Consider the following 26,172-nt stretch of genomic DNA (forward strand, 5'->3'; position numbering starts at 1 on the left):
CGGGCGATCCCGGCAATCCGCCCCGCCGACGGCCCGGCTGGGACCATCTCGCCCGGCAGGCGGGCCGTCCCGCTCGGCCGGCGGCGGTGGGCGCCGTCCCGTTCGGCCGGCGAGCGGCAGTGGGGCTTCGTGCTCAGCCGGCGGGCGGCAGCGCGTAACCGACGTAGCCGCGGAACTCCAGCCGCCAGCCGGGCGGCACCAGCCGGGTGCAGGTCGGCCGGCTGCCGGTGCAGACGATCGCGTCCACCGAGGCCGGGTCGGCCGGCGGGCGCTCGGGCAGCACCGACTGGAGCGCGACCAGTTCCGGCGGCCGGCCGTCCGGTTCGCGCAGCAGCAGCCACCAGGGGTACTCCCAGTTGTCGTTCTGCTGCACCAGGCCGATCCGGCGGGCGTCGGCCGCCCGGACCGCCTCCGCCGCCCAGCGGAACTCCGCCGTCCACTGCGGACGCCGCAGGAACCGGGTCTCCCAGTCGCCGGTGGTGAAGACCGAGCCGGTGCCGACCAGCCGGCGCGGGAAGCCGTACGACACCGCGAGCACCCCGGCCAGCGCGCTGGTCGCCAGCACGGTTACCGCGAGCCCCACCGCCACCGAGCGCCGCCCACCCGGGCCGGTGGCGGCGGCGGTGGTGGCGGTGGCGGCGGACCGGCGGTGGATCAGGGCGTCCAGCCAGACCCCGGCCAGCGGCACGGCCAGCACCAGCGCGTAGAGCAGCAGCCGGTTGCCCCACGGCTGCCACTTGATCATGGCGGTGTGCAGCAGCACCGCGCCCACCACCACCACCGCGTACGCGCGCAGCGTCCCCGCCCGCTCCGGGCTGAGCCGGCCGGGCCGGGCCAGCGCGAACCCCGCCCCGAGCAGGGCCAGCGCGCCGGCCAGCGGGAAGGCCACCCGGTCCTCGTCCGGATACCAGGACGGCACCGGGAAGGTCTCCCGCCCGAAGGTGGTGGCCCGGTCCTGCGGGTCCACCCCGATCAGCCCGGCCACGCCGACGATCGCCTCCGCGCCGGCCCGGCGCAGCGGCGCCAGCGGGGTGTCGAACGCGGTGTGCCCGATGCGCAGCGCGTTGACCACGATGGACCCCGGATCGTGCCGCTCCATCGGGATGGACTCGCGCAGCCGGGGCGGGCCGAGCGGGTGGCCGAACTCGACGGTCACCCGGGCCAGGAACGGCCCGACCACCGCCGCGGCGACGGTCAGGATGAGCAGCGACCCGGCGACCGTACGGGCCGTGCCCCCCATCCGGGCCGCGCCCCGGTCGCGGTACGCCAGCCGCAGCTGGGCGAGCCCCCAGAGCACCAGCAGCGGACCGACAGCGATCAGCCCGCTGGTCTTGGTCACCGCGGTCAGCCCGGTGGCCGCGCCCAGCCCGAGCAGGGTGCCCGGCCCGGTGCGCCGGTGCAGCCCGTCCAGCGCGAGGGTGGCCGCGCAGGCCACCCACGCGGCGCAGACCAGGTCGGTCTGGGTGCTGGTCGCCTGGAGCGCCACCATCGGCGTGGTGGCCAGCACGAAAGCGGTGAGCAGCTGGGCCCGCCGGCCGCCGCCGAGCTGGGCGGTGATCCGGGCGCCGACCAGCAGGCAGCCCACCATGGCGGCCCACTGCACCAGGTTGTGCAGCGCGTCCCCGCCGGTGAACAGGCGCAGGTGCAGCAGCAGGTACTCGGCACCCGGCGGGATGGTCACCTGCCGGTGGATGGCGGTGGGCCAGAAGTCCAGGTCGCCCTGCGCCACCCAGTGCTCCACCTTGGGCAGGTGGTAGGTCTGCGAGTCGAAGTTGTTCGGCTCGGCCAGCAGCGCGACCAGCAGCTCGACCAGGACCAGCCCGCCCACGGTGCCGGTGAGCAGCCGCTCGCCGCGGCCCGCCGTACGCCACCACTCGGCCAGCCGGGTCGACCAGCCGGCGCGGTCCGTGCCGTCGGGGCCGGGCCCGGCGGGTGGGTGGGCGGCGGATCCGGGCCCGGCGGTGGCCGGCAGGCCGGCGCCGCTCGCGCGGGCCGGCTCGGCGACCGCCCCGACCAGCGCGTCGGATCGGGCGGCGACGACCGGCCCGGCCGGTCGCGCCGCGTCCCGGCGGCGGCGCCAGCCGGCGGCCGCGCCGGCGGCGGCCAGGAAGAGCAGCCAGGCGACCGCGAACGCGGGCCGGGTGAGCAGCCGCAGCGCGCCGAGCAGTTCCACGGTGAGCACCGCGAACGCACCGGTGACCAGCGCGGCCCGGACCACGGCCAGGCGCAGCGGCGCCACGGCGTCCGGCGCGGCCGGTCGCAGCGCGACGGTCAGCAGGAGAAGCGCGGCGACGGGCGCCAGGGCGAGCGGGTAGCCGGCTGCCGACATGGCCGGAAGTAAACACCATCCGCGGCCGGCTGCCACGGCCGACGCCCGCGGTGGCGGCCACCGCGCCGCTGACCTGCCAGGCTACGCTAGGCCCGACGTATTGTCGCCACCGTGGAGATTCCCGTGAAGCTCTCGATCCTCATGCCGGTCTACAACGAGGAAGAACGCATCGCGGATGCCCTGAAGCAGGCATTGGCGGTCGATTACCCGTGCGAGATCGAGCTGGTCGTGGTCGACGACGGCAGCCGGGACGGCACGGGGGAGATCCTCGGCCGCGCCGACGACGCGCGGCTGCGGGTGGTCACCCACCCGCGCAACGCGGGCAAGGGCGCGGCCATCAAGACCGCCGTCGACAACGCCGAGGGCGACTACATGGTCATCCTCGACGCCGACCTGGAGTACGACCCGCAGGACATCCCCAAGCTGCTCGACCCGGTGCTGGACGGCCGGGCCACGGTGGTCTACGGCAATCGCACCTTCGGCAGTCACAGCGCGTACAGCTTCTGGTACGTGATGGGCAACAAGGGCGTCACGATGGCGGCGAACGTGCTGTTCAACTCCTACATCGGTGACCTGGAGACCTGCTTCAAGCTGATGCCGGTGGCCCTCTACCGCTCGCTCGACATCCGCTCCCGCGGCTTCGGCATGGAGGCCGAGGTGACCGGCAAGCTGCTGCGCCGCCGGATCCGGCCGTACGAGGTGCCGATCAGCTACCGCGCCCGGGGTCGCGAGGAGGGCAAGAAGATCACCTGGAAGGACGGGGTCGAGGCGCTCTGGATCCTCGGCCGCGAACGCACCCGCCGCCGCCCCGCCGGCACCCCGGCCCGCTGACCCTCGGCCCGCCCCGCCGGCACCCCGCCCGCTGACCAGTAGCCGCCCCTCGACGGCCCGCTCCGCGTGGCCGCTCAGCGGCCGGCCGGCGTCAGCGCCGGTGCCAGGAATCCGCTCACCGAGCGGCGCAGCCCGGCCGCGTCCAGCCCGTGCCAGCGGGTGTGGTCGTCCGGCGAGCCGTAGCGGCGCAGCTCCTGCCGACCCACGCCGAGCGCCAGCAGCCGGTGCGGCCGGTCGGCCAACGCCGCCGACACCACCCGCGCGGACGTACCGGCCAGGTAGGGCTCGACCAGGATCACCTCGGTGCCGGCCAGCGCCCGCAGGCCCGCGACGTCGAACGGCCGGGGCCGGTGGGTGTACGCCACCGAGACCCCCAGATCCGCCACCGCGGCGACCGCGGCGTCCAGCACCGGCCCGACCGCGACCAGCAGCGGCGCGCCCGGCCCGGCGTCCCGGACCAGGTCCAGCGAACCGTCGCCGGCGCGCGGCCGGTCGTTGTGCAGCGTGGACAGGCGCAGGTACGCCGAGCCCTCGGCGGCCACCGCGCCCCGCAGCAGCGCCGGCACCTCGCCCGGGTGCCCGGGAACGTGCACTGTCCAGTCGTGCAGCGTGTCGATCAGCGACACGTCCGCCGGGGCGAGGTGGGTGCGCCCGGCGGCCGCCCGGTCGTACGACGCGCCGACGCTGACCAGCACCGCGCTCGTCCCCTGGTGGTCCAGGTCCAGCTTGAGCTGCTCGTACGCCCGCTCGACCAGGAACGGGGCGTAGCTGTGCACGATCGGCCGCAGCCCGGTCAGCGCGAGCCCGCCCGCCACGCCGACCATCAGTTGTTCCCGGATCCCGACGTTGAGCACCCGTTCCGGGTGCCGACGGGCGGCCGCGGCGAACGCGGCGGCGGAGATGTCGGCGAGCACCAGCGCGGTACGCGGATCCTCGGCCAGCAACGCGGTGGTGGTGTCGACGAAGGTCTCCCGCATGGTCACTCCCCGGAGTCGACGACCGCGACGACGACGTGCGGCCGGTGGTTGTCCTGCCCGGTCAGGGCGGTGTGCAGGGCGTCGTGGTCGCGCCCGTCGACAGTGGCGGCGGTCCAGCCGTTCACGGTGAACCGGGCCGCCGCGCCACCCGGCCAGCCGTGCGTGGCCGAGGAGTTGTCCACCACCACGGCGGTCAGGTTGGCCAGCCCGGTCGCCCCGGCGTACGCGATCGCCTCGTGGTTGGAGCCCTCGTCCAGTTCGGCGTCGCCGAGCAGCACGTACACCCGGGGGGTGAGCAGGCCCTGGGCGCGCAGCCCGAGCGCGGTGCCCACGCCGAGCCCCAGGCCGTGGCCGAGCGAACCGGAGCCGATCTCGACGCCGGGCACCAGCAGCCGGTCCGGGTGGTCGCCGAGCCGGCTCGCCGGGCCGCCCTGGTCGTCGAGCCAGTCGAGCGGGACGAAGCCCTTCGCGGCGAGCACCGCGTAGTAGCCGGCCACGGCGTGGCCCTTGGAGAGCAGGAAGCGGTCCCGTTCCGGGGCGTCGACGGTCTCCGGGGTGATCCGGAGGATCCGGTCGTAGAGCACCCAGAGCACGTCGACGGTGGAGTAGACGTTGGCGCCGAACTCCCGGCCGGCCCGGATCCGGTCGAGCAGCGGCGCCACGGGCGCGGGGAGCCGTGGCCCGGGCGGGGCGGCGCCGGCCCGGCCCGTACTGGCGGTCATCGTGGTCATGCGGATAGCCTGCAAGTTGAAGCGCACTTCAACTCAAGGCGAACGTGATGCACGAGTCTCTGACCATCGGCCAGCTCTCCGAGCGCAGCGGGGTGGCGCCGTCGGCGCTGCGCTACTACGAGCGGCTCGGGCTGATCCGGGCCGAGCGCACCGGCGGCAACCAGCGCCGCTACGCCCGCAGCGAGCTGCGTCGGGTGGCGTTCATCCGGATCTCCCAGCAGGTCGGCATCTCGCTGGACGAGATCCGGGCGGCGCTGGAGTCGCTGCCCGCCTCGCGTACGCCCACCGCTGAGGACTGGTCGCGGCTATCCACCATCTGGCGGGAGCGGCTGGACGAGCAGATCCGGCTGCTGACCAAGCTCCGCGACGACCTCGACAGCTGCATCGGCTGCGGCTGCCTGTCGTTGCAGCGCTGCACGCTCAGCAACCCCAGCGACGCGCTGGCCGGTGAGGGCCCCGGCCCGCGCCTGATGCTGCGCCGCCCGGCCGCCGACCCGGCCCGCGCCTGATCCTGCCCCGCCCGGCCGCCGGTCCGGCCCGCGCCTGATGCTGCCCCGCCCGGCCGCCGGTCCGGCCCGCGCCGGACAGGCCGTGCCCGGTCACCCCGTGGTGAGCAGGACCTTGCCCACGTGCTCGTTCGTCTCGCACAGTTGGTGCGCCTCGGCGGCCCGGCTCATCGGCAGCCGGCGGTCCACGATCGGGCGGATCCGGCCCGCCTCGATCAGCGGCCAGACCTGCTCGCGTACGCCCCGGACGATCTCCGCCTTCTCCGCGACCGGCCGGGAGCGCAGCGCCGTCGCGGCGATCGTGCCCCGCTTGGCCAGCAGCGCGCCGAGGTCCAGCTCGCCCTTGCGCCCGCCCTGCATGCCGATGACCACCAGCCGGCCGCCGGTGGCCAGCGCCGCCACGTTCCGGCCCAGGTAGGAGGCGCCCATGATGTCGAGGATCACGTCCGCGCCCCGGCCGTCGGTGACCCGCCGGACCTCCTCGACGAAGTCCTGCTCCCGGTAGTCGACGGTGTGCGCGGCGCCCAGCTCGCGCAGCACCGGGTGCTTGGCCGACCGGGCGGTCACCACCACGGTCGCGCCCAGCGCCGCCCCGAGCTGGATGGCGAAGGTGCCGATCCCGCTGCCGCCGCCGTGCACCAGCAGCGTCTCGCCCGCGCCGAGCCCGGCCAGCCGCACCACGTTCGACCAGACGGTGCAGGCCACCTCGGGCAGCGCGGCGGCGTCGACCGGGTCGACCCCGGCCGGCACCGGCAGCAGCTGGCCGGCCGGCACGGCGACCCGCTCCGCGTAGCCGCCGCCGGCCAGCAGCGCGCAGACCTCCTGGCCCACCCGCCACCCGGTCACGTCCGGACCGAGCGCGCCGATCACCCCGGCGCACTCCAGCCCGGGATACGCCGACGCGCCCGGCGGCGGCGGGTAGTGCCCCTGCCGTTGCAGCAGGTCCGCCCGGTTGACAGCGCTGGCGCGGACGTCCACCACCACCTCGCCCGGCCCGGGTTCGGGGTCGGGGACCTCGCTCCAGACCAGTGCCTCGGGCCCGCCGGGTTCGGAGATCGTGATCGCACGCATGTGTCGTGTCTACCCCACCTGGCCGTCGGTCCACGCCCGGGCCCGGATCTCGTCCACCGTCCGCTCCGGGGTCTGCGCCGAGGTGTCCAGCCAGAGCCCGATCCGGGGCGTCCCCGAGCGCAGGTCGGCGTCGAGGTCGGCGACCGGCCAGTCCCGGTACCCCTTCTTGGGGCGGTCCCGCTCGCGGGCGGCGACCACCTCCGGCCGGGGCGGGAGCACCACGACGGCGAGCGGCCGGTGCCGGATCCGGCCGACCATGGCCGGCAGGTCGGCGCCGATGACGATGTCCTGGAGCACCACCGTGAAGCCGGCGGCGGCGTAGCGGTCCGCCGCCGCGGCCGCCAGGTCGTAGCGCAGCCGCAACTGCCGGTACGCCTCCTCGGACGGCTCGGCGGTCATCTCGGCCCGGCCGCTGACCACCATCCGCCGGAAGACGTCGCCGCGCAGGTGCACCGCGCGGGGCAGCCGGCGGGCCAGCGCCTCGGCCACAGTGGACTTGCCGGCGGCCATGATCCCAGTGATCAGCACGATGGCCGGGGTCTCCCACATGGCGTCGATCATCCCAGCCGGGGTGGCGTGCCCGCTCGCCCGGACGCCAGCCGTGGCAGACTAGGCACGGCCGCGTACCCCGTCGGGTCCGTGGTCCGGGAGGGTTCGCCTAGTGGCCGATGGCGCTGGTCTTGAAAACCGGTAAGGGCAGCGATGTCCTTCGTGGGTTCGAATCCCACACCCTCCGCCACCGAACAGGGCCGTACCGAGCGCGGCGACGATCATCGGTCGCACGACGGCACCCCACGGGGTCAGAGCGGCGGGCCGCCGAAGCCGATCTCGTTCCCGTCGGGATCGACGTAGATGGCCTTCCGGACCCCGTTCTCGTACGTCTCCCGCCTCGCCGGTTCGAGTCCCCGCCCGGCCGTCTCGGCCAGCAGGGCGTCGAGGTCGTCGACGAAGACGGTGTGCATGGCGTGGCCGGCCCGGTCGGGATGTCGCTCGATGTACACCCACCGGTGTTCGGCGAGCCCCCACACCGCCTCGTGGTCGTTCGGGACGAAGGCGGGCGGGGAACCGAACAGCCGCTCGTACCAGGCCAACGCGGCGGCGTAGTCGCTGACCGGAATCCCGGCGAACAGGTCGAGGGCCATAGCCCGAGGGTAACGGCTCATGGACCACGGCAGATGCCTGGCGGGCCGTCAGCCCTCGTCCGCCGGTTCCGCCCGGCGGTCCGGTCCGGCGGATCGCCGTTCCTGCTCGCGGATCTTCTCCTCGGCGAGCCGCCGCACCGCCCGCCCGCGCTCGGCGCGCAGCGCCGCCTCGTCGGGGCGGCGGACCGCGGCGACGAGGGCCTTGCAGAAGTCACGCCAGATGGAAGTCAAGGGGTGGTCCTCCCGAGGAGGATTGTTCCGTGGCAACGGTCCGGCCCGGACCGGCGGATCGGCCGGACAACGGGAGCTTCCGGTCGATAGTCGGGCGACGGCGAGGTAAGAAGGGGCAGGAAACCGTTCACCGGAAGGACCCGTTCGATGACCCTGGAACGACCGATCGCCCCGGACCCGTACGAGCTGCTACCGACCGTCTCGTCGTTCAATCTCACCAGTGACGACGTGCAGAACGGCGAGCCGATGGACGCCACCTTCGCGCACGGCAGCGTCGGGGGCGACAACCTCTCGCCGCAGCTCGCCTGGTCCGGCTTCCCGGCGGAGACCCGGGGCTTCGTGGTGACCTGCTTCGACCCGGACGCGCCGACCGGCAGCGGATTCTGGCACTGGGTGCTGGTCAACCTGCCGGCCGACGTGACGTCGCTGCCGCGCGGGGTGGCCGAGGCGGACCTCGGCGGCGCGTTCACCGTGCGCAACGACTACGGCGAGCGGGGCTACGGCGGGGCCGCGCCGCCGGCCGGCGACCGGCCGCACCGCTACGTCTTCGCGGTGCACGCGCTCGACGTCGACCGCCTCGACCTCACCCCCGACGCCTCCCCCGCCTACGTCGGCTTCAACCTCACCTTCCACACCCTCGCCCGCGCCGTGACCCGCCCCACCTACCAAATCAAGCAGTAACCCACTCCCACCCGACCCCCACGTTGATCATGAGGTTGGCGGCGATCGAGGAGATCGACATCGCCGTCAACCTCATGATCAACGGGGTGAGTCCGGGTTGGGGTGAGGGCGGGGTTAGGCGGGGACGCGGGCTACGGCGAAGACGGACTGGCCGAAGGGTGGGCGGACCAGCTGCTCGGCGGCCTTGGTGGCGGGCAGCACGAGGGTGTCGTAGACCTTCACCATCGGGCCCTCCTTCGGCATCAGCCGGAAGACCTTGGTGGCCATGAAGTAGCCGATCAGCCCGAGCGCGTTGGCGTAGTGGATCGTCTCGACCTCAAGACCGGCCTCGGTCATCGCGCCGGCCAGCGTCTTCTTGGTGTAGCGCCGGACGTGGCCGGTGGCGATGTCCGCCGGGCTCATGGCGAACTGGAACGCGGGCACGATGATGATCACGGCGCCGCCGGGGCGGACCAGGTCGCGCATGCTGCGCAGCGCGCCCACGTGGTCCTCGATGTGCTCCAGCACGTTGTACGACACGGCCGCGCTGTAGTCGCCCCGCTCCGAGTGCGGCAGCAGCATCTGCCGGACCTCGATGGTCGGCTGCTCGGCGAGGCGCTCCTTGAGCGAGACCAGCCGGTCCGGGTCGGCCTCGGTGGCGGTGAACCGGGGCAGCCGGGTGGCCCACTCCAGGGCGTAGTCGCCGAGGCCGCTGCCGATCTCGATCGGGTTGTCACCGAGGTACGGCAGGGCGAGCTCGACGAACCAGCGACGGTGGTTGACCGCTGTCGCGAGGCCCTCCAGGACCTCGGACTGGACGCGCTGATCCCCGGTGATTTCTGCCATGCGTCGATTCCTCACGATATGACTCGACCCGCGCCTGAACCGACAGAGTGAATCATCCGCACAGGGGGCGGAAGAATCGGGGCACCGTGGTGGCCGAAATGCGGTCGGGGGTCGGGCGCGTGATCGCGGGCGGCGAACCCGGCACATGGTAGTGCAGTACCCCGAAACATGTCACGGTGCCGCCTTCCCGTGACTACGCTCCGAATTGTCATGACTACTCCCGAATCGGACCTCCCCGCCGGCGAACCCTCGCCCGGGGCGCCGGAGGGCGGGCCCGACCGGGGCGTACGCCGCCGGACGGGCTGGTGGACCGACCTCGCCGCGGTGCTGAGCTTCGTCGCGCTCGCCTTCTGGATCACCGCGCGGCTCTGGCTCGATCCGCGCCAGGGCCTCCGGGACAACCCGTCGGACCAGGCGCAGTTCGAGTGGATGATGGCCCACGGGGCGCGGGTCGTGACCGATTTTGCCTATCCGTTCTTCTCCGACCGGATGAACGTTCCGGATGGCGTCAATTTGATGGCAAATACGTCGGTATTATCCGTTTCATTGCCAATGACGCCGATCACCGTCCTGCTCGGTCCCCGCGCCGCTTTCCTGCTCTTCCTCACCGCGGGGATGATCGCCACGGCCACCGCCTGGTATCTCGTCCTCTCCCGGGTGCTCGTCGGGGCTCGCGGGCCGGCCTGGCTGGGCGCCGCCTTCTGCGCGTACGCGCCGGCGATGGTGTCGCACGCCAACGCCCACCCGAACATCGTGTCCCAGTTCGTGGTGCCGCTGATCGTCTGGCGCACCGTACGGCTGGCCGAGCCCGGCCGCTGGCTGCGCAACGGGTTGCTGCTCGCGCTGGTGATCGTCTGGCAGTCCTTCCTCAACCTCGAGATCCTGCTGATGACCGCGATCGGACTGGGCGTGGTGGTCGCCGCGCTCGCCCTCGGCCGGCCCGCCCTGCGCCAGCGGACCCGACCCTTCCTCGCCGGGCTGGGCGTGGCCGCGGCGGCCAGCGCGGTGGTCCTGGCGTACCCGCTCTACGTGCAGTTCTTCGGTCCCGGCGCCTACCAGGGGCTGTCCCGGCTGATCCGCGGCTACTCCACCGACCTGGTGTCGTTCGTCGCCTTCTCCCGGGAGTCGCTGGCCGGCGACAACCGCAGCTCAGCCGGCCTGGCCAAGAACCCGACCGAGGAGAACGCCTTCTTCGGCTGGCCGCTGATGGTGCTGGTGGTGGCGCTGGTCTGGTGGCTGCGGCGCAACGTGGCGGTACTCGGGCTGGCCGCGCTCGGGCTCTTCTTCGGCCTGCTCTCGCTGGGTCGGGAGATCCGCTTCAACGGCCGGGAGACCGGCATCCCTGGCCCGTGGGCGGCGCTGGAGAACCTGCCGATCCTGCACTCGGTGGTGCCGACCCGGTGGTCGCTGGCGCTCACCCCGGTGATCGGGCTGCTGCTCGCGTACGGCGCGGAGTGCGTCCGTACGCTCGCCGCCCGGTTCCCCACCGCCCGCCCGCAGCTCCGCTTCGCCACCGCCACCGTGCTGACCATGGCCCTGCTCCCGCTGCTGCCCACCCCGCTGCCGGCGGAACGGCTCGACCCGGTGCCCGCCTTCGTCACCTCGGGCGCCTGGCGGCCGTACGTGGCCGGGGGTCGGAGCGTGGTGACGCTGCCGCTGCCGGACACCAACTACGCCGAACCGCTGCGCTGGTCGGCGACGACCCGGCTGGAGATGCCGATCGCCCGCGGCTACTTCCTCGGGCCGGACACCCGCCCGGGCAGCGAGGAGCGGGGAGCCGCCCTGTTCACCGCCCCACCCCGGCCGACCAGCAGCTTCTTCGCGGTCATCCGGAGCACCGGCGCGGTGCCACCGATCACCCCGCAGGCGCGGGTGAACGCGGTCGACGACCTGCGGTACTGGCGGGCGGGCGTGGTGATCCTCGGCCCGCACCCGCAGGCCGCCGCGCTGCGCCGGGGGATGACCGAGCTGACCGGGATCCGGCCGACGCGCACCGGGGGCGTCTGGGTCTGGGACGTCCGCCCGCTCACCGACTGACCGCGACCGGCGGCACCGGCGGCCCGGTCAGGACTGGCGGACGCAGCAGCCCTGGCAGATCTTCGGCTTGGGCAGGGTGAAGGCCAGGCAGCAGGTGCGCCGCTGCACCGTCGGCTCGCCGGCCGGGCCGGGCACCAACTCCACCAGGTCGCGCAGGTCGAGCGCGCCGAGCAGGGTGTCGATGGTCTCGACGGAGGAGCCGGGCAGCCCGTCGGCGGCCCGCAGGATGCCGTGGGCGATGCCGGAGGCCACCGACCCGAGCAGGGTGCGGGTGCCGATCCGCACCTCGGCCTGGATCGCCTCGATCATCGGGGCCAGGTGGGCGTCGAGCAGGGAGGCGCGCAGCAGGCCGAGCAGCTCCGCCTCGCCGGCCACCACCCGCACCTCGGGCAGGCCGGAGACCGCCAGCGGGTCGCCGGGCAGCACCGCGACGGTGGTCGAGCGGCGCAGGCCCAGGGTGAGCAGCGGGCGGTGGTCCTCGAAGTGGATCAGCACGTCGGCCGGGTCGAACAGCGGCACCCGGCGGGCGGACGCCCAGCCGAGCACCACCGGCAGCGCGGTCCAGTAGCTGTACGACTTCCAGGCCAGCGCGGCGCAGGCGTGCGGGGTGCCACCCCAGCGCAGCGTCGCGGCGTGCAGGAACTCGGGCAGCTTGCTGCCGTCGACGAGGGTGGTCGCGGGGCTCCAGCCGTACTCGTCGGTGACCAGCAGGCCGGGCATCAGGCCGGGCACGTCGTCGGTGCCGAACATGGCCCGCAGGGTGGCGGTGACCGGCGCGAGCGGTGCGGTGGCGACCTGGCGCCCCGGCATCACCGCTGTCATCCGAATCGTCCCCCGTCCGAAGCGCCCTCGCTGAGCTAAGGCTAGCCTAACCATGCCTCGGGCGCTAAGGGAAGCCTCACCTGGGTCGGCGGGGGAGGCCCCGGTCACTCCGGTCGGCCGGCCTCGGCCTACTACCCGGCGGTCGGGACGGAAAACGCCGCCGGTATCGGCGGCGGGGCACAGTATCGACGGACGTCGCTGACCAGTCAAGCCTCGTGTCGGCAAGGTGGCAGTTTCGTATCTGCCCGGCCACGGAACGTGAAACTGATACTCCCGGCCACGAGGAAGCTGATGACGACCTCACCGCTCGATCGGGCTGCCGACTCCTTCGCCGCCGAACTCGCGCGGCAGCGAACCGGGCGGGGGCTGTCCAAGAAACAGCTCGCCACCCTGATGGGGTTCGACCCGTCCTACGTCAGCCATGTCGAAGGGCGCCGGCACCGGCCCACCGAGGACTTCGCCCGCCGCGCGGAGGCGGTGCTGGAGGCCAGCGGCGCGATCTGGCAGCGCTTCCGGGAGTACGACGAACTCCGGCACGCGCGCGCCGAGAAGGGCCACCGGGATCCCCCGCTGCCCGGCCAGTGGCTGCCACCGGGCACCGGCCTGGTGGTCGAGCGGGAACTGGCCACCCTCACCCACACCGACGACGGCTACCGCTGCGTCATCCGCCGGGAGCTCTACAACGCGGGCACCGAACCGGTCACCCGGTACCTGGTCCGGGTGGCCGTCGACCGGTACCCGAACGATCCCGGCCGGTCCAACCGGCACCACCGGGAACACCCGCTCACCTTCGCCGAGCTGCAACTGCGGGCGTACCGGGAGGACGGCGGCGAGCGCGAGGCGATGCACTGGCGGGCCAAGCACGACCGGGACGCCTTCAAGGAGATCTGGCTGCTCTTCGAGAACGGCGACCGGCGGTTCCCGCTCTACCCGGGCGACCGGGCCACCATCGAGTACGCGTACCACGTCGGGCAGGACAAGTGGGGCCCCTGGTTCCAGCGGGCGGTCCGGCTGCCCACCCGGCACCTCGCCGTACGCCTGGACCTGCCGGCGGACCTCGACCCGCAGGTCTGGGGCGTGGAGACCTCGCTCTCGGCGGAGGAGGGCCCGCTGCGCACCCCGGTGAGCCGGCGCGAGGCGGGTGAGCGGGCGCTGTTCGACTGGGCCACCGACGACCCGCCGCTGAACGCCCGCTACCGGTTGCAGTGGCGGTTCCGCGGCCGGCCCGAGCCCGAGCCGGACGCGGGCCGGATCCGCCCGAGTGACCGGATGCGCGGCATCGGCATCGTGCAACGCGGCGCCGACCTGCTCCGCCAGCCGGCCCGCCCGTTCGACCTGCCTCGCGAGGAGCGGGTGGCCCGGGCCGTGGTCGACCGGCTCTGCGCGGTGCTGGTCCGCCTGGACGAGCTGCACCCGTTCAGCAAGGGCGTCGGCGTCGCCGCGCCGCAGCTCGGCATCGGCTCGGCCGCCGCGGTGGTCCGGCCGCCGGACCGCACCGCCGAGCCGGTGGTCCTGCTCAACCCCCGGGTGGTCGACGCCGCCCCGGACACCGACGAGCAGTACGAGGGCTGCCTCTCCTTCTTCGACCACCGTGGCCTGGTGCCCCGGCCGCTGCGGATCGACGTGGAGCACGCCCAGTACGACGGCAGCCGGATCATCACCTCGTTCGAGTTCGGCATGGCCCGCCTCGTCGCGCACGAGATCGACCACCTGGAGGGGCGGCTCTACGTCGACCGGATGGCACCCGGCGTGCCGCTGGTGCCGATCGAGGAGTACCGCGAGACCGGGCACCCCTGGCGCTACTGACGCACCGACCACGCCCGCCCGGGTGGGAACGGACGGCCGGGCGGGCGTGGTCGGGCGGGCGGTGCCGGTCCGCCCGATCGGGGGCCGGGGCGCGTGCCCCAGGGGGCAGGGGCACGCGCCCCGGCATGGGGGGAGAAATGCCTAGATGCTGCCGAAGGTGTCGTACCGGGTGTGCTCCGGCGGGACGTCGTCGGCGGCGAGCACCCGCAGGGTGGCCCGGACCATCGGGGCCGAGCCCGAGACGTAGCAGTCGTGCGTGGTCCACGGGCCGTACCGGCTGACCACCTCGGAGACGTCGCCCAACTCGCCGTCGAAGTCCGGGTCCTCGCTGCACGCCGGGGTGACCGACAGCCAGGGGTGCTGGGCGACCAGTTCCCGCAGCCCGGCCAGCCCGTACAGGTCGGCCTCGGTACGCGCGCCGTAGAAGACGTGCACCCAGCGGGTCCGGTTGTAGCTGGCCAACTCCTCCACCAGCGCCTTGATCGGGGCCAGGCCGACCCCGCCGGCGACGCAGAGGATGTCCCGGTCCGACGAGCGGTCCAGCGTCATCGAGCCCATCGGGGCGGCCACCCGGATCAGGTCGCCCGGCTTGACCCGGCGGACCAGCGCGCCGGAGACCCAACCGGCGCCGGGCGTACGGACGTGGAACTCCAGCACGTTGTCGTCGTTCGGGGCGTTCGCCACCGAGTAGGTCCGCCACACCCGGGGGTGGTAGCGGGGCACCTCGACGCTGACGTACTGGCCCGCCTTCCAGGGCAGCGGGTGCTGCAGGGCCCGGCAGGTGAGCACGGCGGTGTCCGAGCCGTGCCGCTGGTGGGTCAGCACCTCGGCGTGCCAGTAGGGCGGGTTCTCGTCCGCCGCCGCGCCGGCCAGCATCTTCTCCGAGATGGCCGCGTACGCGTCGCGCCACGCCTGGTCGTACTCCAGGTTCCAGCCGTCGCCGGCGGTGCTGCGCAGCGCGTCCAGCAGCGCGACGCCCATGGTCGCGTAGTGCGCCGCCTCGACATGGAACTTCCGGTGGTCCCGGCCGAGCGCGCGCAGGTACTCGTCGAAGCTCTCCGGGTCACCGACCGTCTGGCTCGCGGTGACGATCGCCTCCAGGATGCGGTCGCCCTGCCCGGACATCTGGACCGGGAAGAGGTTCCGCAGTTCCGGGTCGAGCAGGAAGAGGCGAGCGTAGAAGTGGTCGCTCAGCCGCTCCCGGTGCTCCTCGACCAGGGTCCAGCTCTCCTTCAGCAGCCGCGCGAAGTCGTCCACCGGGCGCGCTCCTTGACCTGTCGGGGGATCGGGCACGCACAGCATGACCACGCAGCGTGCCCACCGGTCGCACAGAATGTGCGACCGGCTCACGAGGGCCGCTCAGGCGCGTGCCGCCGGCGGTCGCGGTCGGGCAGAGTGGTGCGGTGACCGTTGAGCTCGCCCGCCCGGTGTCCCGCAGCACCCTGGGCACCGAGACGCTGCTGGTGCTCGGGCTCTCGCTCGGGCAGTCCGCCGTCTACGCGATGGTGTCGATCATCGCGAAGCTGACCGCCGAGGGGCCGCTGTCGAAGCAGACCGCGTCGCTGAACACGTCGGTGTCGCCCCGGCCCTGGCTGGACCTGACGTACCAACTGCTCGGCATCGTCTTCGCGCTGCTGCCGGTGCTGCTCGCCGTACACCTGATCGCCCGCGACCCCGGCGACCCGGCCCGCACCCTCGGCCTGGACGCCCGCCAGCCCGGGCCGGACCTGGCCCGCGGCGCCGGACTGGCGGCGCTGATCGGGCTGCCCGGGCTGGCGCTCTTCTGGGCCGCGGCGCAGCTCGGCGTGAACGCCACGCTGGTGCCCGCCGCGCTGCCGGACTTCTGGTGGACGGTGCCGGTGCTGATCCTCGCCGCCGTGCAGAACGCCGTGCTGGAGGAGGTGATCGTGGTCGGCTACCTGGTCACCCGGCTGCGCCAGCTAGCCTGGCGGACCGGCGCGATCATCGCGACGAGCGCGCTGCTGCGCGGCTCCTACCACCTCTACCAGGGCTTCGGCGCGTTCCTCGGCAACGTGGTGATGGGCGTGGTGTTCAGCCTGGTCTACCTGCGCACCCGGCGGGTGATGCCGCTGGTCGTGGCGCACGCGCTGCTCGACATCGTGGCCTTCGTCGGCTACGCCCTGCTGCCCAAGGAGTGGTTCTCCTGGCTGTGACGGGTGCCGGCGGGCTCACCCGGCTCGATCGACTCCGGATGCGGCAGGACGCGGCATCGACGGCCCCGCGGACCGCGGCGTACCGCACCTCGCGTGGATCTCCTAGCGCGACCGGGGCGGCCGGTAGCTGCTGACCGCACGGGCGGCCAGCCGCGCGGCGGCCGCGGAGTCGCCGGCCGCCGCCGCCAGCACCGCCGCGCCGGGCAGCACCCGGGACGCCAGCCGCAGCACCAGCCACCCGCCCGCCTGCGCGGCGAGCGGCGCGGCCAGCCGCCAGGCCGCCTCCACCGCCCGCGACCAGGGCTCGTCACCCGGTCCGTCCGCCGCCCGGGCCGCCGCCAGCGCCGTCCGGGCGCTCTCCGCGTCCGGGTGCACCTGGGTCAGCACCAGCAACTCCGCGGCCCGGTCCGGGTGGGCCGGGTCCCGGCCGTACGCCGCCGCCAGGTGCAGCACCAGGTTCGCCTGGGTCCAGAGCACCGCCGCCAGCTCGGCCAGCGGGGCGAAGGCGCCGGCCAGCGCGGCGGTCGCCCCACCCGCCCCGGCCTGCCGGACGAACCGCCGGGTGGCGAGCCGGGCCAGGCCGTCCGGCGAGGCATCCGGGTACGCCGACCGCAGCCGGTCGGCCCACTCCCGGGCGCGCGGCCCGACCGCCTCGACGGCGGCGAGGGCGAGCAGCTCCGGCGCGAAGCCCGGATGCTCGACCACCCGGGCGAGGGCGGCGCGCAGTTCCGGCGTACGCGTCGGTGGCGCGACCTGTTGGATCTCCCTCGGGCGCTCCAGGACGGCGTCCGTCTTCTTCGCGGCGGTGGCCTTCTTCACCGGCGTCGCCTTTCCGGCCGCCGGCGTGGTCGTCTCGGCCGGGGTGACCGTCTGCCGAGCGGGAGGAGTTGCCGTCCGGGCGGTCGGCGTGGTCGTGGTCTCGGCCACGGCGGCCGGCGTCTCGGCCGGGGTGGCCGTTCGCTGAGGTGCGGTGCTCGCCGTTCCGGTCGAGGTGGTCGCGGTGGCCGGGGTTGTCCCGGGGGGCGGTGTGGCCGTCTCGGTCGGCGGCCGGGTGGCCGTGGTTGCCTTCTTCGCCGGCGCCGCCTTCTTGCCGGCGGCCTTCCTCGCCCGGCTGGGCTTGGCCGGAACATCCTCGGCCGCAGCCGCCTTCCGCGGTGCCGCTGCCTTCCGCGGCGCGGCCTTCTTCGCCGGGCCAGCCTTGGTCGGCGCTGCCGGGGCGGGATCTTCCCCGGCTGGGTCGACCGTGCCCGGATCCGCCCCGGTCTGCCGCGTGGCGGCGGTGTCGGGGGTCGGCTGCGCCGGTCCGGCGTCGGAACCGGGGGCGGCGGAGCCCGAGGGCGCGGTGTGGTTCGGATCACTGGCGCTGTCTGACCGGTCAGCCCGGCGGTCCGGGGACCCGGTGGCCGCCCTCGGCTGGCGGGGCAGCGGACGGTCCGGCTCGGGCGGCTGGAAGAGCACCGTCGGAGCCGCCTTGGCCCGGCGCGGACGGGGTTCCCCGGCCTCCGCCCGCTCCGCCGGATCCGGCGTCGCCGGCAGCGGCGGCGGGGTGAAGGTCGCCTTGGGGGAGCGTCGGCGCGCTCCCTCAGCAGGCTCTCGGGGGTTCGGCTCGCTGGGCGGCTGCTCCTGCATATCGATGGAGCCTAGTCCTGATCGAGCCGCCGCACAGCGCTCGACCGCGGCCAGCCGGGTGACCCGGCGGAGGCGGTCCGGTAGTCGCTTTGCTCCCGATGGGTCTGGGCCTGTATCCTCGGGCGCGGTGGTCTGCAGGCCACCGGGGAGACTTCGCCTAGTCTGGTCTATGGCGCCGCACTGCTAATGCGGTTGGGGTCTTAAAGCCCCTCCCGGGTTCGAATCCCGGAGTCTCCGCGCGAAAGCCGGGTGTGTAGACTGGCCGAGCACCTGCGCCCGTAGCTCAACGGATAGAGCATCTGACTACGGATCAGAAGGTTAGGGGTTCGAGTCCCTTCGGGCGCGCAGCAGATCGAGGGCCGGTTTCCTGTCACGGGAGACCGGCCTTGATCGTTGTGACCCCGAGGGCTGACCCTGCGCCTACGCGGCGAAGAGGAAGCCGAGCCGGTCCACGGCGTCCTGCTGCACCCGCCGAATGGCCTCGACGTAGATCGACTTCGTGATGGTCGGGAAGCTGTGCCCGGGGACGTCCTGAATCCGTTCCAGCGGCACGCCGTGGTTGTAAAGCAGCACGAGTGGCCTAGGTCGTGAATGCGTACGACGCTCGGGACATCGCGCTACGCGGTGCGCCTGGAGTCGGTGTCGACAAAGCACGGGTCGGGGAAGGAGCACGGGATCGCGGTCTGCATCCGGTGCTCGACGTGGTGCCTTCTGACACTGCGGCGGCGGCTGCGTACGAGAGGCTCGGTTGGCAGCCGCTGGCCACAGTCGAACAGCAGTGGAGCCCGGAGCAGAAGGTCGCCGTCCGGTGCTATGCGGCGGCGGCAACCTGACCGCTAACGAACTGGTCCGGAGTAACTGTCGTAAGGGCCATGGTGGTAGCCGTGTTGCTGGTTGCCGCCCTGGGTGGCCGCGCCGTAAGGGTCGGAGAATCCGCCGTCCGGCGGCACGGTGCACAGTACGGCGGTCGGGGCATCTGCCATGCCGGCCCCGGATCCGCCAACCGGCGCGTCCACCCTGTTCGGGGCGAGGGCTGGCGGGTTCGGCTCGTTCAGTGCGTTCCTCCTGCGGATCAGCGCCAGCACGAGGCCGCCCGAACCGGCGGCGACCAGGAGCCCGCCCAGGATGATCCAGAGCGGCGAGCTGCCACCTTCGTCGCTGACCTGCTTGAGGGTGGCCGGCGGCGCCGCCCCGGCGGAGCCTGCCTCGGTCGCGGGCTCTTCGGTCGGCCCGGGAAGGCTCGCCGCGGCGGAGGGCGACGATGGCGGGGCCACGGCGGCGAGGGTGAGCCGAACGGTCGCGGCGCCGCCGGTGGCACCCCGCACCGTCGCGCGAGCGGTGCGGTAGCCGTCCTTTCGCGCCTCGACCCTGATGAGCCCTACGGCGACCGGCTTGCTGGCGCTCGACTTGATCGAGAACCTGCCGTCTCGACCGCTGGTCGTACGGTAGTCGTGTCCGGCGCTGTCCCGGACGGTCAGGCGTGCGCCACCGATCGGCTTCCCGTCGCTGTCACGGACCAGGCCGGAGACCTGGCTCACCGCGGATGACGGCTGGTCGGCGGGGAGTGGCTGGCCGGCGCCGTGGACGAAGATCATTTTGTGGTCGAACGCTGTCTGCGTGCCGATCCGGGCGGAGACCGCGAGGTTGCGGCCGCTCACCTCGCTCTCGTGGACCTTGGGCGCGACGACCGTGGCTGTGAAGGTCTCGCTCAGGCCGGGGCCGATGACCCGGGACACGGAACAACCGGCGGTGCATTGAAGGCCGCCGGAGACGGCCACGAAGACCGTTTCCTTGCCGCTCCCATTGTTCGCGGCACGGAACCGTACCTGCACCGACTGGCCGGACTTCACGTTCTCCGCGGACACGCTCAGGATGCTGATGGTCGGCGGAGCGGCCGCCGCGGGCGCCGCGGGAACCGCGAGGGTCGCCCCGGCCAGTGCTGTCACCGCCACCGCCAGGACCCGTCGGGCAGGTAAGCGCGTCGTCACGTCCAACTACCTCATCCCAGCGCGGCAACCGTCGAAGACACCGCGGGTCACTATGCCCCGTCGTGGGTAGGCCGCCCGACCCGGGGCGGCGGCAGTAGCGGACGCGCAGATGTCGGCGCCTGCTGCGTCGAGCTCGCTCAGCAGGTCGATCGAATTGCCTGTGCGTCGGCCACGGGCTGCCCAGGCCGGAACACACAGGTTCGACTCCGGGGCTAGTTGACAAATCTCCTAGATGACTTGTCTACTAGCCGCGTGGTTCTGTCACGCATCATCCTGGGGCTGCTCGCCCTCGCGCCCATGACCGGCTACGACCTGAAGCGGCACTTCGACTCGACGGTGGGGCACTTCTGGTCGGCGGACAAGGCGCAGATCTACCGCACCCTCGCCCAGCTCGTCGCCGAGGGGTACGCGGAGGTCGAGACGGTGGCCGGATCAGGGGCGCCGGACCGTCAGGAGCACCGCATCACCGCCGCCGGGCGGGCGGCTCTCGCCGCGTGGCTCGCCAGCGAGCCGGAGCGCCAGGTCGAACGCGACCCGTTCCTCGCGCGGGTCTTCTTCGGAGCCGACCTCGACGATGACGGCCTCCGGTCGCTCTTCGCGCAGCGTCGCGCGGCGACCCGGGCGCAGCTGGCGCGCTTCGAGCGGATGCGAGCCGAGGCCGGGGCGTCCGATCGCGGTGCCCGGCTCCGGCTCGCCACGCTCGACAACGGCATCGCGCACCTACGCACGGAGCTCGCCTGGCTCGACGCGGTCGAGGAGGAGGTCGCATGAGCGGGTTCCCCGAGGTGCACCGTCCTGAGACCGGCCCGGCGGGGCGGCCGCTGGTGATGCTGCACGGCGGCAACGTCGCGAACTGGATGTGGCAGCCGCAGCTGCCCGCGCTCAATGACCGGAAGGTGCTCACGCCGGATCTGCCGGGTTTCGGGACGCGGGTCAGCGAGGGCTGGCCGGGCCTGGACGCGATGGCCGACGACCTCGTGGCCCGGGTGACCGACCACGGTGTCGACGGCCCGTTCGATCTCGTCGGGCTCTCCCTGGGCGCCGTGACGGCGCTTCGCGTGCTGGCGCGGCACCCTGACCGGGTGCACTCGGCGTTCCTCACCGGAGCGCCGCTCACGCCGGCCGGCGCCGGCGTACGCCTGATCTGCCGGTTGCAACTGGCGTTCTGGCGGGCGCCGTGGTTCTGGCGCGCCCAAGCCGCGGCGTTCGGGCTCCCGGCGGACTCGCGCGCCCGGTACGTCGCGCACGGCCTTTCGGTACACCGCGAGACCGCGTCCGCGATGAACGCCGAGGTGTTCGCGGGTGGCGTGCCCGCGACCCTGCGCCACTACTCCGGGCCCCTGCTCGCGATGGCGGGCGAGAAGGAATCCGCGGCGGTGCGTCAGTCCCTGCGGGAGATCGCCCGGGCCGCACCGCAGGCACAGTTGCGGCTCGCACCGGGCATGCACCACATCTGGAACGTGGAGGACGCCGGCCTGTTCAACGGGGTCCTGCGCGCCTGGCTGAACGGGACCCTGGACCCGCGCCTCCTTCCGGTCTCCGGAGACTGAGCAACGCAACCGCGTCACGCGCCCTCGCAGCAGAGTGGAGGCCGAGCCGGCCCACGGCGTCCCGCCGCGCCCGCCGGATCGCCCCGGTGGGAGCCGGTCGACGGTCCGTTCCGGCGGAACCGCCCGAGCGCTGGTGGGAGGTCCGCGGTAATCATCGGGCCGGTGGTGACACAAGCCAGGGTGAACGTTCGTCAACCAGGCGGGAGTCTTGGATGAGTCCACCGGGAAAACGCGACGAGGATTGGTTCACCAGGGTCTACGCGGCCGACTACCCACACGTGGTGAGGTACGGCCAGCGCCGGCTCGCCGACCTGGACGCGGCGACCGAACTCGCCCAGGAGGTGTTCGTCGTCGCCTGGCGGCGTCGCCGCGAGGTTCCCGACCGCAGCCTGCCCTGGCTGTACGGGGTGGCCCGTCGCCTGCTGGCGAACGAATGGCGAGCGCGGCGAGCCGCGCCGGACGTGCTACCGATGACCGACGCCGGCCTGCTGCGGGAGCCGGGCTCGTCCGGCGCCGACGCGACCGTGGGCGTCGCCGATCTCCACGCCGCTCTGGCCACCCTCGCCGACCTCGACCAGGAGATCCTCCGGCTGGTCGGGTGGGAGGAGCTGACCGTTTCCGAGGCCGCTCAGGTCCTCGGCTGTACCCGCACCACCGCTGCCGTACGTCTGCACCGCGCCCGTAGGCGCCTCACCGAAGCGATGTCGTACCGAGCCGTACCGCCGGCACAGCAGCCGGTGTTGGCGAGTCCGCGAAAGGTCATGTGATGTTCGGAGAAGAGCGAACGCGTACCCTCCTCGGCCCGGCCGACCCGGCCCGGCACAGCACCATCGCACCGCCCCGGCTGTCGGCACACGACCTGATCGTCCGCGCGGAGGCTGTCGCCGAGCCGGTCGCCCACCACCGCCACGCCCGCCCGACGCGCCGGCTGGTTCTGACCGCCGGCGCACTGACCGCAGCGGTCGGCGCCGCGGCGATCGTCCAGACGTTCGGTCCGTCCACCCCGGACACCTCGGGGATCGCCGGTCCGCCCGGGGCGGACCCGGGGGTGGTGCTCGTGCCGGTGGCGTACGGCGCTGGCACCCGCGACGCGGGGAGCGAGCTACGCGGGTTGGCCGGCAGGCTGGTCGATGCGGAGTACGACCACCGCACCGGTCGGTACATGTACCACCACACGAAGACGTGGGGCGACCCGGTGATGACCTCTGCCGACGGCCGCCACCATGTCGCCTTCGCCGACGAGACCAAGGTCTGGCAGGCGGCCGACGGGACCGGCAAGCAGATCACGACCCAGCTCGAGCCGCAGTACCCCGACCAGGAGTCCCGGGAGTACTGGCAGCGGAACCTCAAGCCCAAGGCTCCCGCCACGCCCGCGCCCGACGACATGCCGCTCCCGGCGGAGGACCTCGCACCGCTGCCGTCGGGTCGGGCCCAGCTGGCCGACCTGCTCGGGGTCAGGTACGGCGCGGGCGCCGTGAGCAAGAAGGTCAGCACGGTGTACGGCCGGTACGTCGTTCCGCGGCAGACGCGGGCTGAGATCCTGCGGGTCCTCGCCGAGGTGCCCGGGTTCCGGTGGCGGGGCCAGGTGACCGATCGGGCCGGCCGGAAGGGCGTGGCCATCACCTACGACGACCGCGAGCACAACGCGCAGTCGTTGCTGATCTTCGACCCGAACACGGGAGAACTGCTCGCGCACGAGCGGCTCACCCTCTCACCGCTGCGGATCAGCGCCTACCAGGTGATCCTCGGCACCGCCTGGACCGATCGACTCGACTGAACCACCGGTGCCGGGGCCGCCACTGTGGTGGCCCCGGTCCGGTCGTCGTCGGAGGCGGTCAGGCGGGTGAGCCGTGCGAGATCGCGTGGGCCTGCTCGCGCAGCACCGCCGTCGTGCGCTCGACCCACTCGGCGACGACGCGGAGCTGCTCGGGCGTGAAGTGGCCGTTCACCTCCGCCATGCCGGCCACCATTCGCCCGACGGCCTCGCTCACCGCGGCGTCCGCCGGCACCGTCGCCTCGATGACGACGCGGCGCCGGTCGGCCGGATCGGGCGTACGCCGGGCAAGTCCCGCGGCGACCAAGCGGTCCACCAGGCCGGTCACCGCACCCGCGGTCAGCCCGGTCCGCTCGGCCAGCTCGCGCGCCGACATGGGGCCTTCCCGGCGCACGATCCCGAGTGCCTTGTGATCCGCCGCCGACAGACCCATGAGCGAGCCCAGCGCCTCGTGGAACAGCACGACGGCGTCGCTCAGGTCCCTGCCGAGCCGGGCTCCGGCCTCCGCCGCCTCCGGCGCTCGCTCATCCATGGCCATGGACACATCCTTCACCATCGCATATAGTTCAGATAGCTAAACAGTTCAGTTTGCTGAAGGAGTTGCCATGACGACGGGGTGGATCGAGTCCCGAGCCGTGCTCCTGGCTGCCCTGCGGTTCTTCGTCCGCCACTACCCCGTGGTCTTCGCGTTCGGCGTACTGGCCTCGGCGCAGCGCTTCCTCGCCGTGGGCGGTGGTGCGGACTGGGCGTGGACCGGAGGCATCGCCGGCGAGCTGTTCACCAACGGGATCCGCCTGCTGTTCCTCCTCTGGGTCGCCCGAAGCATGCTCCGCCCGCTGCGCCCCACCTGGTCCGAGGTCCGGCACAGCACCGACTACATCGCCGCGCACCGGGCCGCGATGCTCTGGAACGGGGTCCTGCTCGTCGCGCTGACCCTCGTCTTCAAGGTGGGCGTCGACACGTGGATCGCCGGCCTGACCGAGCCGAAGACGGCGCTGGCGTGGACGTTGGCCGTCAAGAACGTGACCATCATCCCGTTCATGTTCGTCTGGGCGGTGGCCGTCGTCCGCGCGGCACTCGAGGAGCGAGCGGGTGCGGGACGTGACGTGGCGGTTGCGCACGCTCCGGCAGCGGGGACGTGAACCGAACGGGTCGAGCAGTCCGTCAGCCGTTCAGGTACGCGAGCACGGCCCGTACCCGGCGATGCGCGTCGTCGGCCGGCGGCAGGTCGAGCTTGGCGAAGATGTTCGTGATGTGCTTCTCCACGCTCACCGGCGCGAGCACCAGGGCCGCACAGATCGCCGAGTTCGACATTCCCTGGGCCATCAACCCCAGCACCTCGCGCTCGCGCGGGGTGAGCGCGTCCACGCCGGAGCGGCGGCTGTTGCGGACGAAGAGTTGGCGCACCACCTCGGGGTCCATCGCCGTCCCGCCCGCGGCGACCCGCTCCACCGCGTCCAGGAAGTCGTCGAGCGCGGTGACCCGGTCCTTCAGCAGGTAGCCCACGCCACCCCGGCCGTCGGCGAGGAGTTCGGCCGCGTACGCCCGCTCGACGTACTGGGACAGGATCAGCACCCGGCGGTCCCGCCCCTCCGCCCGCAGCCGCAGCGCGGCGCGCAGCCCCTCGTCGCGGAAACCGGGCGGTAGCCGGACGTCCACCACTGACAGGTCGGGGTGGTGCCGCTCGACGGCGTCGATCAGGTCGCCGGCGTTGTCCACCGCGGACACCACCTCGTGGCCGGTGTCGGTGAGCAACCGCACCAACCCTTCCCGGAGGAGCAGCAGGTCTTCGGCGATCACGATGCGCATGGCAGCTCCGCGTGCAGGACGGTCGGGCCGCCCGGTGGACTGGTGATGGTCAGCGTCCCGTCCAGCGCCTCGACGCGGCGACGCAGGCCGTCGAGCCCGCCGCCGGTGAGGTCGGCGCCGCCCCGGCCGTCGTCGGTCAGGGTCACCTGGAGCGCGCCGGCCGCGCCGTTCAGCACGATGCCGCACCGGGACGCCTCGGCATGCTTCCCGGCGTTCGCCAGCCCTTCGGCCACGACGAAGTACGCCGCCGACTCCACCGCCGCCGGGTAGCGACCGTTCGGGTCGCCGCGCAGGCTCACGGCGAGCGAACTGTCCGCGGCCAGCGCCGCGACGGCGGCGTACAGGCCCCGGTCGGTGAGGATGGGCGGGTGGATGCCGCGGACGAGCCGGCGCAGTTCGGCCAGCGCCTCGTCGAGCTGCTTGCGGGCCAGGTCCACGTCGGACAGCGCGGTGCCGCCCTCGGACCGCAGTTTGCGGGCCGCGAGCGCGAGAGTCATGCCGGCGGCCACGATCCGGGCCTGGGCGCCGTCGTGCAGGTCACGCTCTATCCGGCGCAGTTCGGCGGCCTGCGCGTCGACCACCCGGGAACGGGTCTCGGCGAGCCGGGCGGCCTCCCGTACCAGCTGGAGATGCGCGCCGGGAGCCAGCAGGGCGCGGGCGGCGGCGGCCACCGCGCGGGCCAGCCGCCGGAGCAGCGCGGCCCCGACCGGCAGCAGCAGGAGCCCGAGCGCGCACAGCGCGAACCGGCCGGGAGTGGTGGTGAGCAGGGGCCGCAACGGCCACGGCGCGTTGTCGTTGGGCACCGCCCAGAGCCAGGCCGGCGCTGCCACGGCACCCACCAGCACGGCGGTGGCCACCACCGCCGCCACCCCGGTCACCAGACCCAGCGGTAGGGACACCAGCAGCCAGAGCAGGTCCCGCCAGGTGGCGGGCTGCCGGGCGACGGCGGTGACCCGTTCCCGGATGGTGCCCGGAGCAGCCGGCTCGTACGGTTCGTCCAACGGCCGCCCGAGCACCCAGCCGACCCGGCGGCGCTCGACGGTGGCGATCCGCCGGGTCACCCAGGCGGCGCCGAGGAACGCCGGGCCGCCGAGCTGGGTCACCGAGAGCAGACCGACGGTGACCAGCGCCAGCACCGACCAGGCGAACCCGGCGACGCCGGCCAGGATGCCGGCCGCCAGGTACGCCAGGCTCCGGGCGGTCGCCATCGTCACCCGGCGGATCCTAACGGCCCGGGCCGCCGCCGACGGGTCGGCGAC

General features: G+C 73.5%; 27 protein-coding genes and 3 tRNA genes. 14 read left to right on the forward strand and 16 right to left on the reverse strand.

Going from position 1 to position 26,172, the window contains the following annotated elements; translation table 11 throughout:
- Window positions 1-133 precede the first annotated feature (133 nt).
- On the reverse strand, window positions 134-2,329 hold the full coding sequence (locus SM577_RS30870; RefSeq protein ID WP_474588629.1) for a hypothetical protein: 2,196 nt from the start codon (window positions 2,327-2,329) through the stop codon (window positions 134-136).
- A gap of 123 nt (window positions 2,330-2,452) precedes the next feature.
- Between SM577_RS30870 and SM577_RS30875 the strand changes: the two genes are divergently transcribed.
- Window positions 2,453-3,160, forward strand: coding sequence for a glycosyltransferase family 2 protein (locus SM577_RS30875; RefSeq protein ID WP_302920996.1), 708 nt, complete (start codon window positions 2,453-2,455; stop codon window positions 3,158-3,160).
- Window positions 3,161-3,234: 74 nt separating this feature from the next.
- On the opposite strand, the gene SM577_RS30880 is transcribed toward SM577_RS30875, so the two are convergent.
- On the reverse strand, window positions 3,235-4,137 hold the full coding sequence (locus tag SM577_RS30880) for a transketolase family protein (RefSeq protein ID WP_474588630.1): 903 nt from the start codon (window positions 4,135-4,137) through the stop codon (window positions 3,235-3,237).
- A 2-nt stretch (window positions 4,138-4,139) separates the two neighbouring features.
- Window positions 4,140-4,859, reverse strand: a complete 720-nt coding sequence (locus SM577_RS30885) for a transketolase (RefSeq protein WP_474588648.1) — start codon at window positions 4,857-4,859, stop codon at window positions 4,140-4,142.
- Between the two features lie 56 nt (window positions 4,860-4,915).
- On the opposite strand from SM577_RS30885, the gene soxR reads away from it, so the two are divergent.
- Entirely contained in the window at window positions 4,916-5,377 is a 462-nt protein-coding gene (gene soxR, locus SM577_RS30890; RefSeq protein WP_474588631.1) for a redox-sensitive transcriptional activator SoxR, read from the forward strand.
- 90 nt (window positions 5,378-5,467) lie between these two features.
- Here soxR and SM577_RS30895 read toward each other — a convergent pair whose 3' ends face one another.
- Window positions 5,468-6,445: an NAD(P)H-quinone oxidoreductase gene (locus SM577_RS30895; RefSeq protein WP_474588632.1), complete on the reverse strand. Its 978-nt coding sequence runs from the start codon at window positions 6,443-6,445 to the stop codon at window positions 5,468-5,470.
- Window positions 6,446-6,454: 9 nt separating this feature from the next.
- A complete protein-coding gene (locus SM577_RS30900) occupies window positions 6,455-7,006 on the reverse strand; it encodes an AAA family ATPase (protein WP_474588633.1) in 552 nt (183 codons plus the stop codon).
- 86 nt (window positions 7,007-7,092) lie between these two features.
- Here SM577_RS30900 and SM577_RS30905 point away from each other — a divergent pair.
- Window positions 7,093-7,184: transfer RNA gene (locus tag SM577_RS30905), tRNA-Ser, on the forward strand.
- A 61-nt stretch (window positions 7,185-7,245) separates the two neighbouring features.
- Here the strand turns inward: SM577_RS30905 and SM577_RS30910 are convergent.
- Window positions 7,246-7,587, reverse strand: coding sequence for a VOC family protein (locus SM577_RS30910; RefSeq protein WP_302920487.1), 342 nt, complete (start codon window positions 7,585-7,587; stop codon window positions 7,246-7,248).
- A gap of 48 nt (window positions 7,588-7,635) precedes the next feature.
- A complete protein-coding gene (locus tag SM577_RS30915) occupies window positions 7,636-7,818 on the reverse strand; it encodes a hypothetical protein (protein ID WP_302920488.1) in 183 nt (60 codons plus the stop codon).
- Window positions 7,819-7,965: 147 nt separating this feature from the next.
- Between SM577_RS30915 and SM577_RS30920 the strand changes: the two genes are divergently transcribed.
- Complete coding sequence (locus SM577_RS30920) at window positions 7,966-8,499, forward strand: YbhB/YbcL family Raf kinase inhibitor-like protein (protein WP_302920489.1); 534 nt, start codon at window positions 7,966-7,968, stop codon at window positions 8,497-8,499.
- Window positions 8,500-8,613: 114 nt separating this feature from the next.
- Here the strand turns inward: SM577_RS30920 and SM577_RS30925 are convergent, their stop codons facing one another.
- A complete protein-coding gene (locus SM577_RS30925; RefSeq protein ID WP_474588634.1) occupies window positions 8,614-9,324 on the reverse strand; it encodes a class I SAM-dependent methyltransferase in 711 nt (236 codons plus the stop codon).
- 210 nt (window positions 9,325-9,534) lie between these two features.
- Between SM577_RS30925 and SM577_RS30930 the strand changes: the two genes are divergently transcribed.
- The gene (locus tag SM577_RS30930) at window positions 9,535-11,361 is read left to right on the forward strand and encodes a DUF6311 domain-containing protein (RefSeq protein WP_474588635.1); all 1,827 of its coding nucleotides are present in this window, start codon (window positions 9,535-9,537) and stop codon (window positions 11,359-11,361) included.
- Window positions 11,362-11,388: 27 nt separating this feature from the next.
- Here the strand turns inward: SM577_RS30930 and SM577_RS30935 are convergent, their stop codons facing one another.
- A complete protein-coding gene (locus SM577_RS30935) occupies window positions 11,389-12,171 on the reverse strand; it encodes an IucA/IucC family C-terminal-domain containing protein (RefSeq protein ID WP_302920998.1) in 783 nt (260 codons plus the stop codon).
- 303 nt (window positions 12,172-12,474) lie between these two features.
- Here SM577_RS30935 and SM577_RS30940 point away from each other — a divergent pair, with 303 nt between their 5' ends.
- Window positions 12,475-13,989, forward strand: coding sequence for a peptide deformylase (locus SM577_RS30940; protein ID WP_302920492.1), 1,515 nt, complete (start codon window positions 12,475-12,477; stop codon window positions 13,987-13,989).
- A gap of 141 nt (window positions 13,990-14,130) precedes the next feature.
- Here the strand turns inward: SM577_RS30940 and SM577_RS30945 are convergent, their stop codons facing one another.
- Entirely contained in the window at window positions 14,131-15,246 is a 1,116-nt protein-coding gene (locus SM577_RS30945; RefSeq protein ID WP_302920493.1) for a globin domain-containing protein, read from the reverse strand.
- 146 nt (window positions 15,247-15,392) lie between these two features.
- Between SM577_RS30945 and SM577_RS30950 the strand changes: the two genes are divergently transcribed.
- A complete protein-coding gene (locus tag SM577_RS30950; RefSeq protein ID WP_302920494.1) occupies window positions 15,393-16,163 on the forward strand; it encodes a CPBP family intramembrane glutamic endopeptidase in 771 nt (256 codons plus the stop codon).
- Between the two features lie 102 nt (window positions 16,164-16,265).
- On the opposite strand, the gene SM577_RS30955 is transcribed toward SM577_RS30950, so the two are convergent.
- The gene (locus tag SM577_RS30955; protein ID WP_474582842.1) at window positions 16,266-17,090 is read right to left on the reverse strand and encodes a hypothetical protein; all 825 of its coding nucleotides are present in this window, start codon (window positions 17,088-17,090) and stop codon (window positions 16,266-16,268) included.
- 848 nt (window positions 17,091-17,938) lie between these two features.
- On the opposite strand from SM577_RS30955, the gene SM577_RS30960 reads away from it, so the two are divergent.
- Window positions 17,939-18,029, forward strand: a tRNA-Ser gene (locus tag SM577_RS30960).
- 35 nt (window positions 18,030-18,064) lie between these two features.
- A tRNA-Arg gene (locus tag SM577_RS30965) sits at window positions 18,065-18,137 on the forward strand.
- A gap of 75 nt (window positions 18,138-18,212) precedes the next feature.
- Here SM577_RS30965 and SM577_RS30970 read toward each other — a convergent pair.
- On the reverse strand, window positions 18,213-18,344 hold the full coding sequence (locus tag SM577_RS30970) for a hypothetical protein (protein ID WP_474588636.1): 132 nt from the start codon (window positions 18,342-18,344) through the stop codon (window positions 18,213-18,215).
- A 284-nt stretch (window positions 18,345-18,628) separates the two neighbouring features.
- A complete protein-coding gene (locus tag SM577_RS30975; protein ID WP_474588649.1) occupies window positions 18,629-19,780 on the reverse strand; it encodes a carboxypeptidase-like regulatory domain-containing protein in 1,152 nt (383 codons plus the stop codon).
- A gap of 252 nt (window positions 19,781-20,032) precedes the next feature.
- Here SM577_RS30975 and SM577_RS30980 point away from each other — a divergent pair, with 252 nt between their 5' ends.
- From SM577_RS30980 to SM577_RS30995, 4 genes are all read left to right on the forward strand, one after another.
- The gene (locus SM577_RS30980) at window positions 20,033-20,551 is read left to right on the forward strand and encodes a PadR family transcriptional regulator (protein ID WP_474582848.1); all 519 of its coding nucleotides are present in this window, start codon (window positions 20,033-20,035) and stop codon (window positions 20,549-20,551) included.
- Window positions 20,548-21,330: an alpha/beta fold hydrolase gene (locus SM577_RS30985; RefSeq protein ID WP_474588637.1), complete on the forward strand. Its 783-nt coding sequence runs from the start codon at window positions 20,548-20,550 to the stop codon at window positions 21,328-21,330. Before SM577_RS30980 ends, SM577_RS30985 begins: the two co-directional genes overlap by 4 nt.
- Before the next feature lie 212 nt (window positions 21,331-21,542).
- Complete coding sequence (locus SM577_RS30990) at window positions 21,543-22,097, forward strand: RNA polymerase sigma factor (RefSeq protein ID WP_474588638.1); 555 nt, start codon at window positions 21,543-21,545, stop codon at window positions 22,095-22,097.
- Window positions 22,097-23,107 (forward strand): CU044_5270 family protein, encoded by a 1,011-nt coding sequence (locus SM577_RS30995; RefSeq protein WP_474588639.1) that lies wholly within the window; start codon window positions 22,097-22,099, stop codon window positions 23,105-23,107. Before SM577_RS30990 ends, SM577_RS30995 begins: the two co-directional genes overlap by 1 nt.
- Window positions 23,108-23,165: 58 nt before the next feature.
- On the opposite strand, the gene SM577_RS31000 is transcribed toward SM577_RS30995, so the two are convergent.
- Window positions 23,166-23,660, reverse strand: coding sequence for a MarR family winged helix-turn-helix transcriptional regulator (locus tag SM577_RS31000; protein WP_474588640.1), 495 nt, complete (start codon window positions 23,658-23,660; stop codon window positions 23,166-23,168).
- A 49-nt stretch (window positions 23,661-23,709) separates the two neighbouring features.
- Here SM577_RS31000 and SM577_RS31005 point away from each other — a divergent pair, with 49 nt between their 5' ends.
- A complete protein-coding gene (locus tag SM577_RS31005; RefSeq protein WP_474588641.1) occupies window positions 23,710-24,246 on the forward strand; it encodes a hypothetical protein in 537 nt (178 codons plus the stop codon).
- Window positions 24,247-24,268: 22 nt separating this feature from the next.
- On the opposite strand, the gene SM577_RS31010 is transcribed toward SM577_RS31005, so the two are convergent.
- Together SM577_RS31010 and SM577_RS31015 are read right to left on the reverse strand one after the other, a co-directional pair.
- Window positions 24,269-24,913, reverse strand: coding sequence for a response regulator transcription factor (locus tag SM577_RS31010; RefSeq protein ID WP_302920504.1), 645 nt, complete (start codon window positions 24,911-24,913; stop codon window positions 24,269-24,271).
- Window positions 24,901-26,121 (reverse strand): sensor histidine kinase, encoded by a 1,221-nt coding sequence (locus tag SM577_RS31015; RefSeq protein ID WP_302921002.1) that lies wholly within the window; start codon window positions 26,119-26,121, stop codon window positions 24,901-24,903. Before SM577_RS31015 ends, SM577_RS31010 begins: the two co-directional genes overlap by 13 nt.
- Between the last annotated feature and the right edge of the window lie 51 nt (window positions 26,122-26,172).

Source organism: Micromonospora desertarenae, from assembly GCF_056150265.1.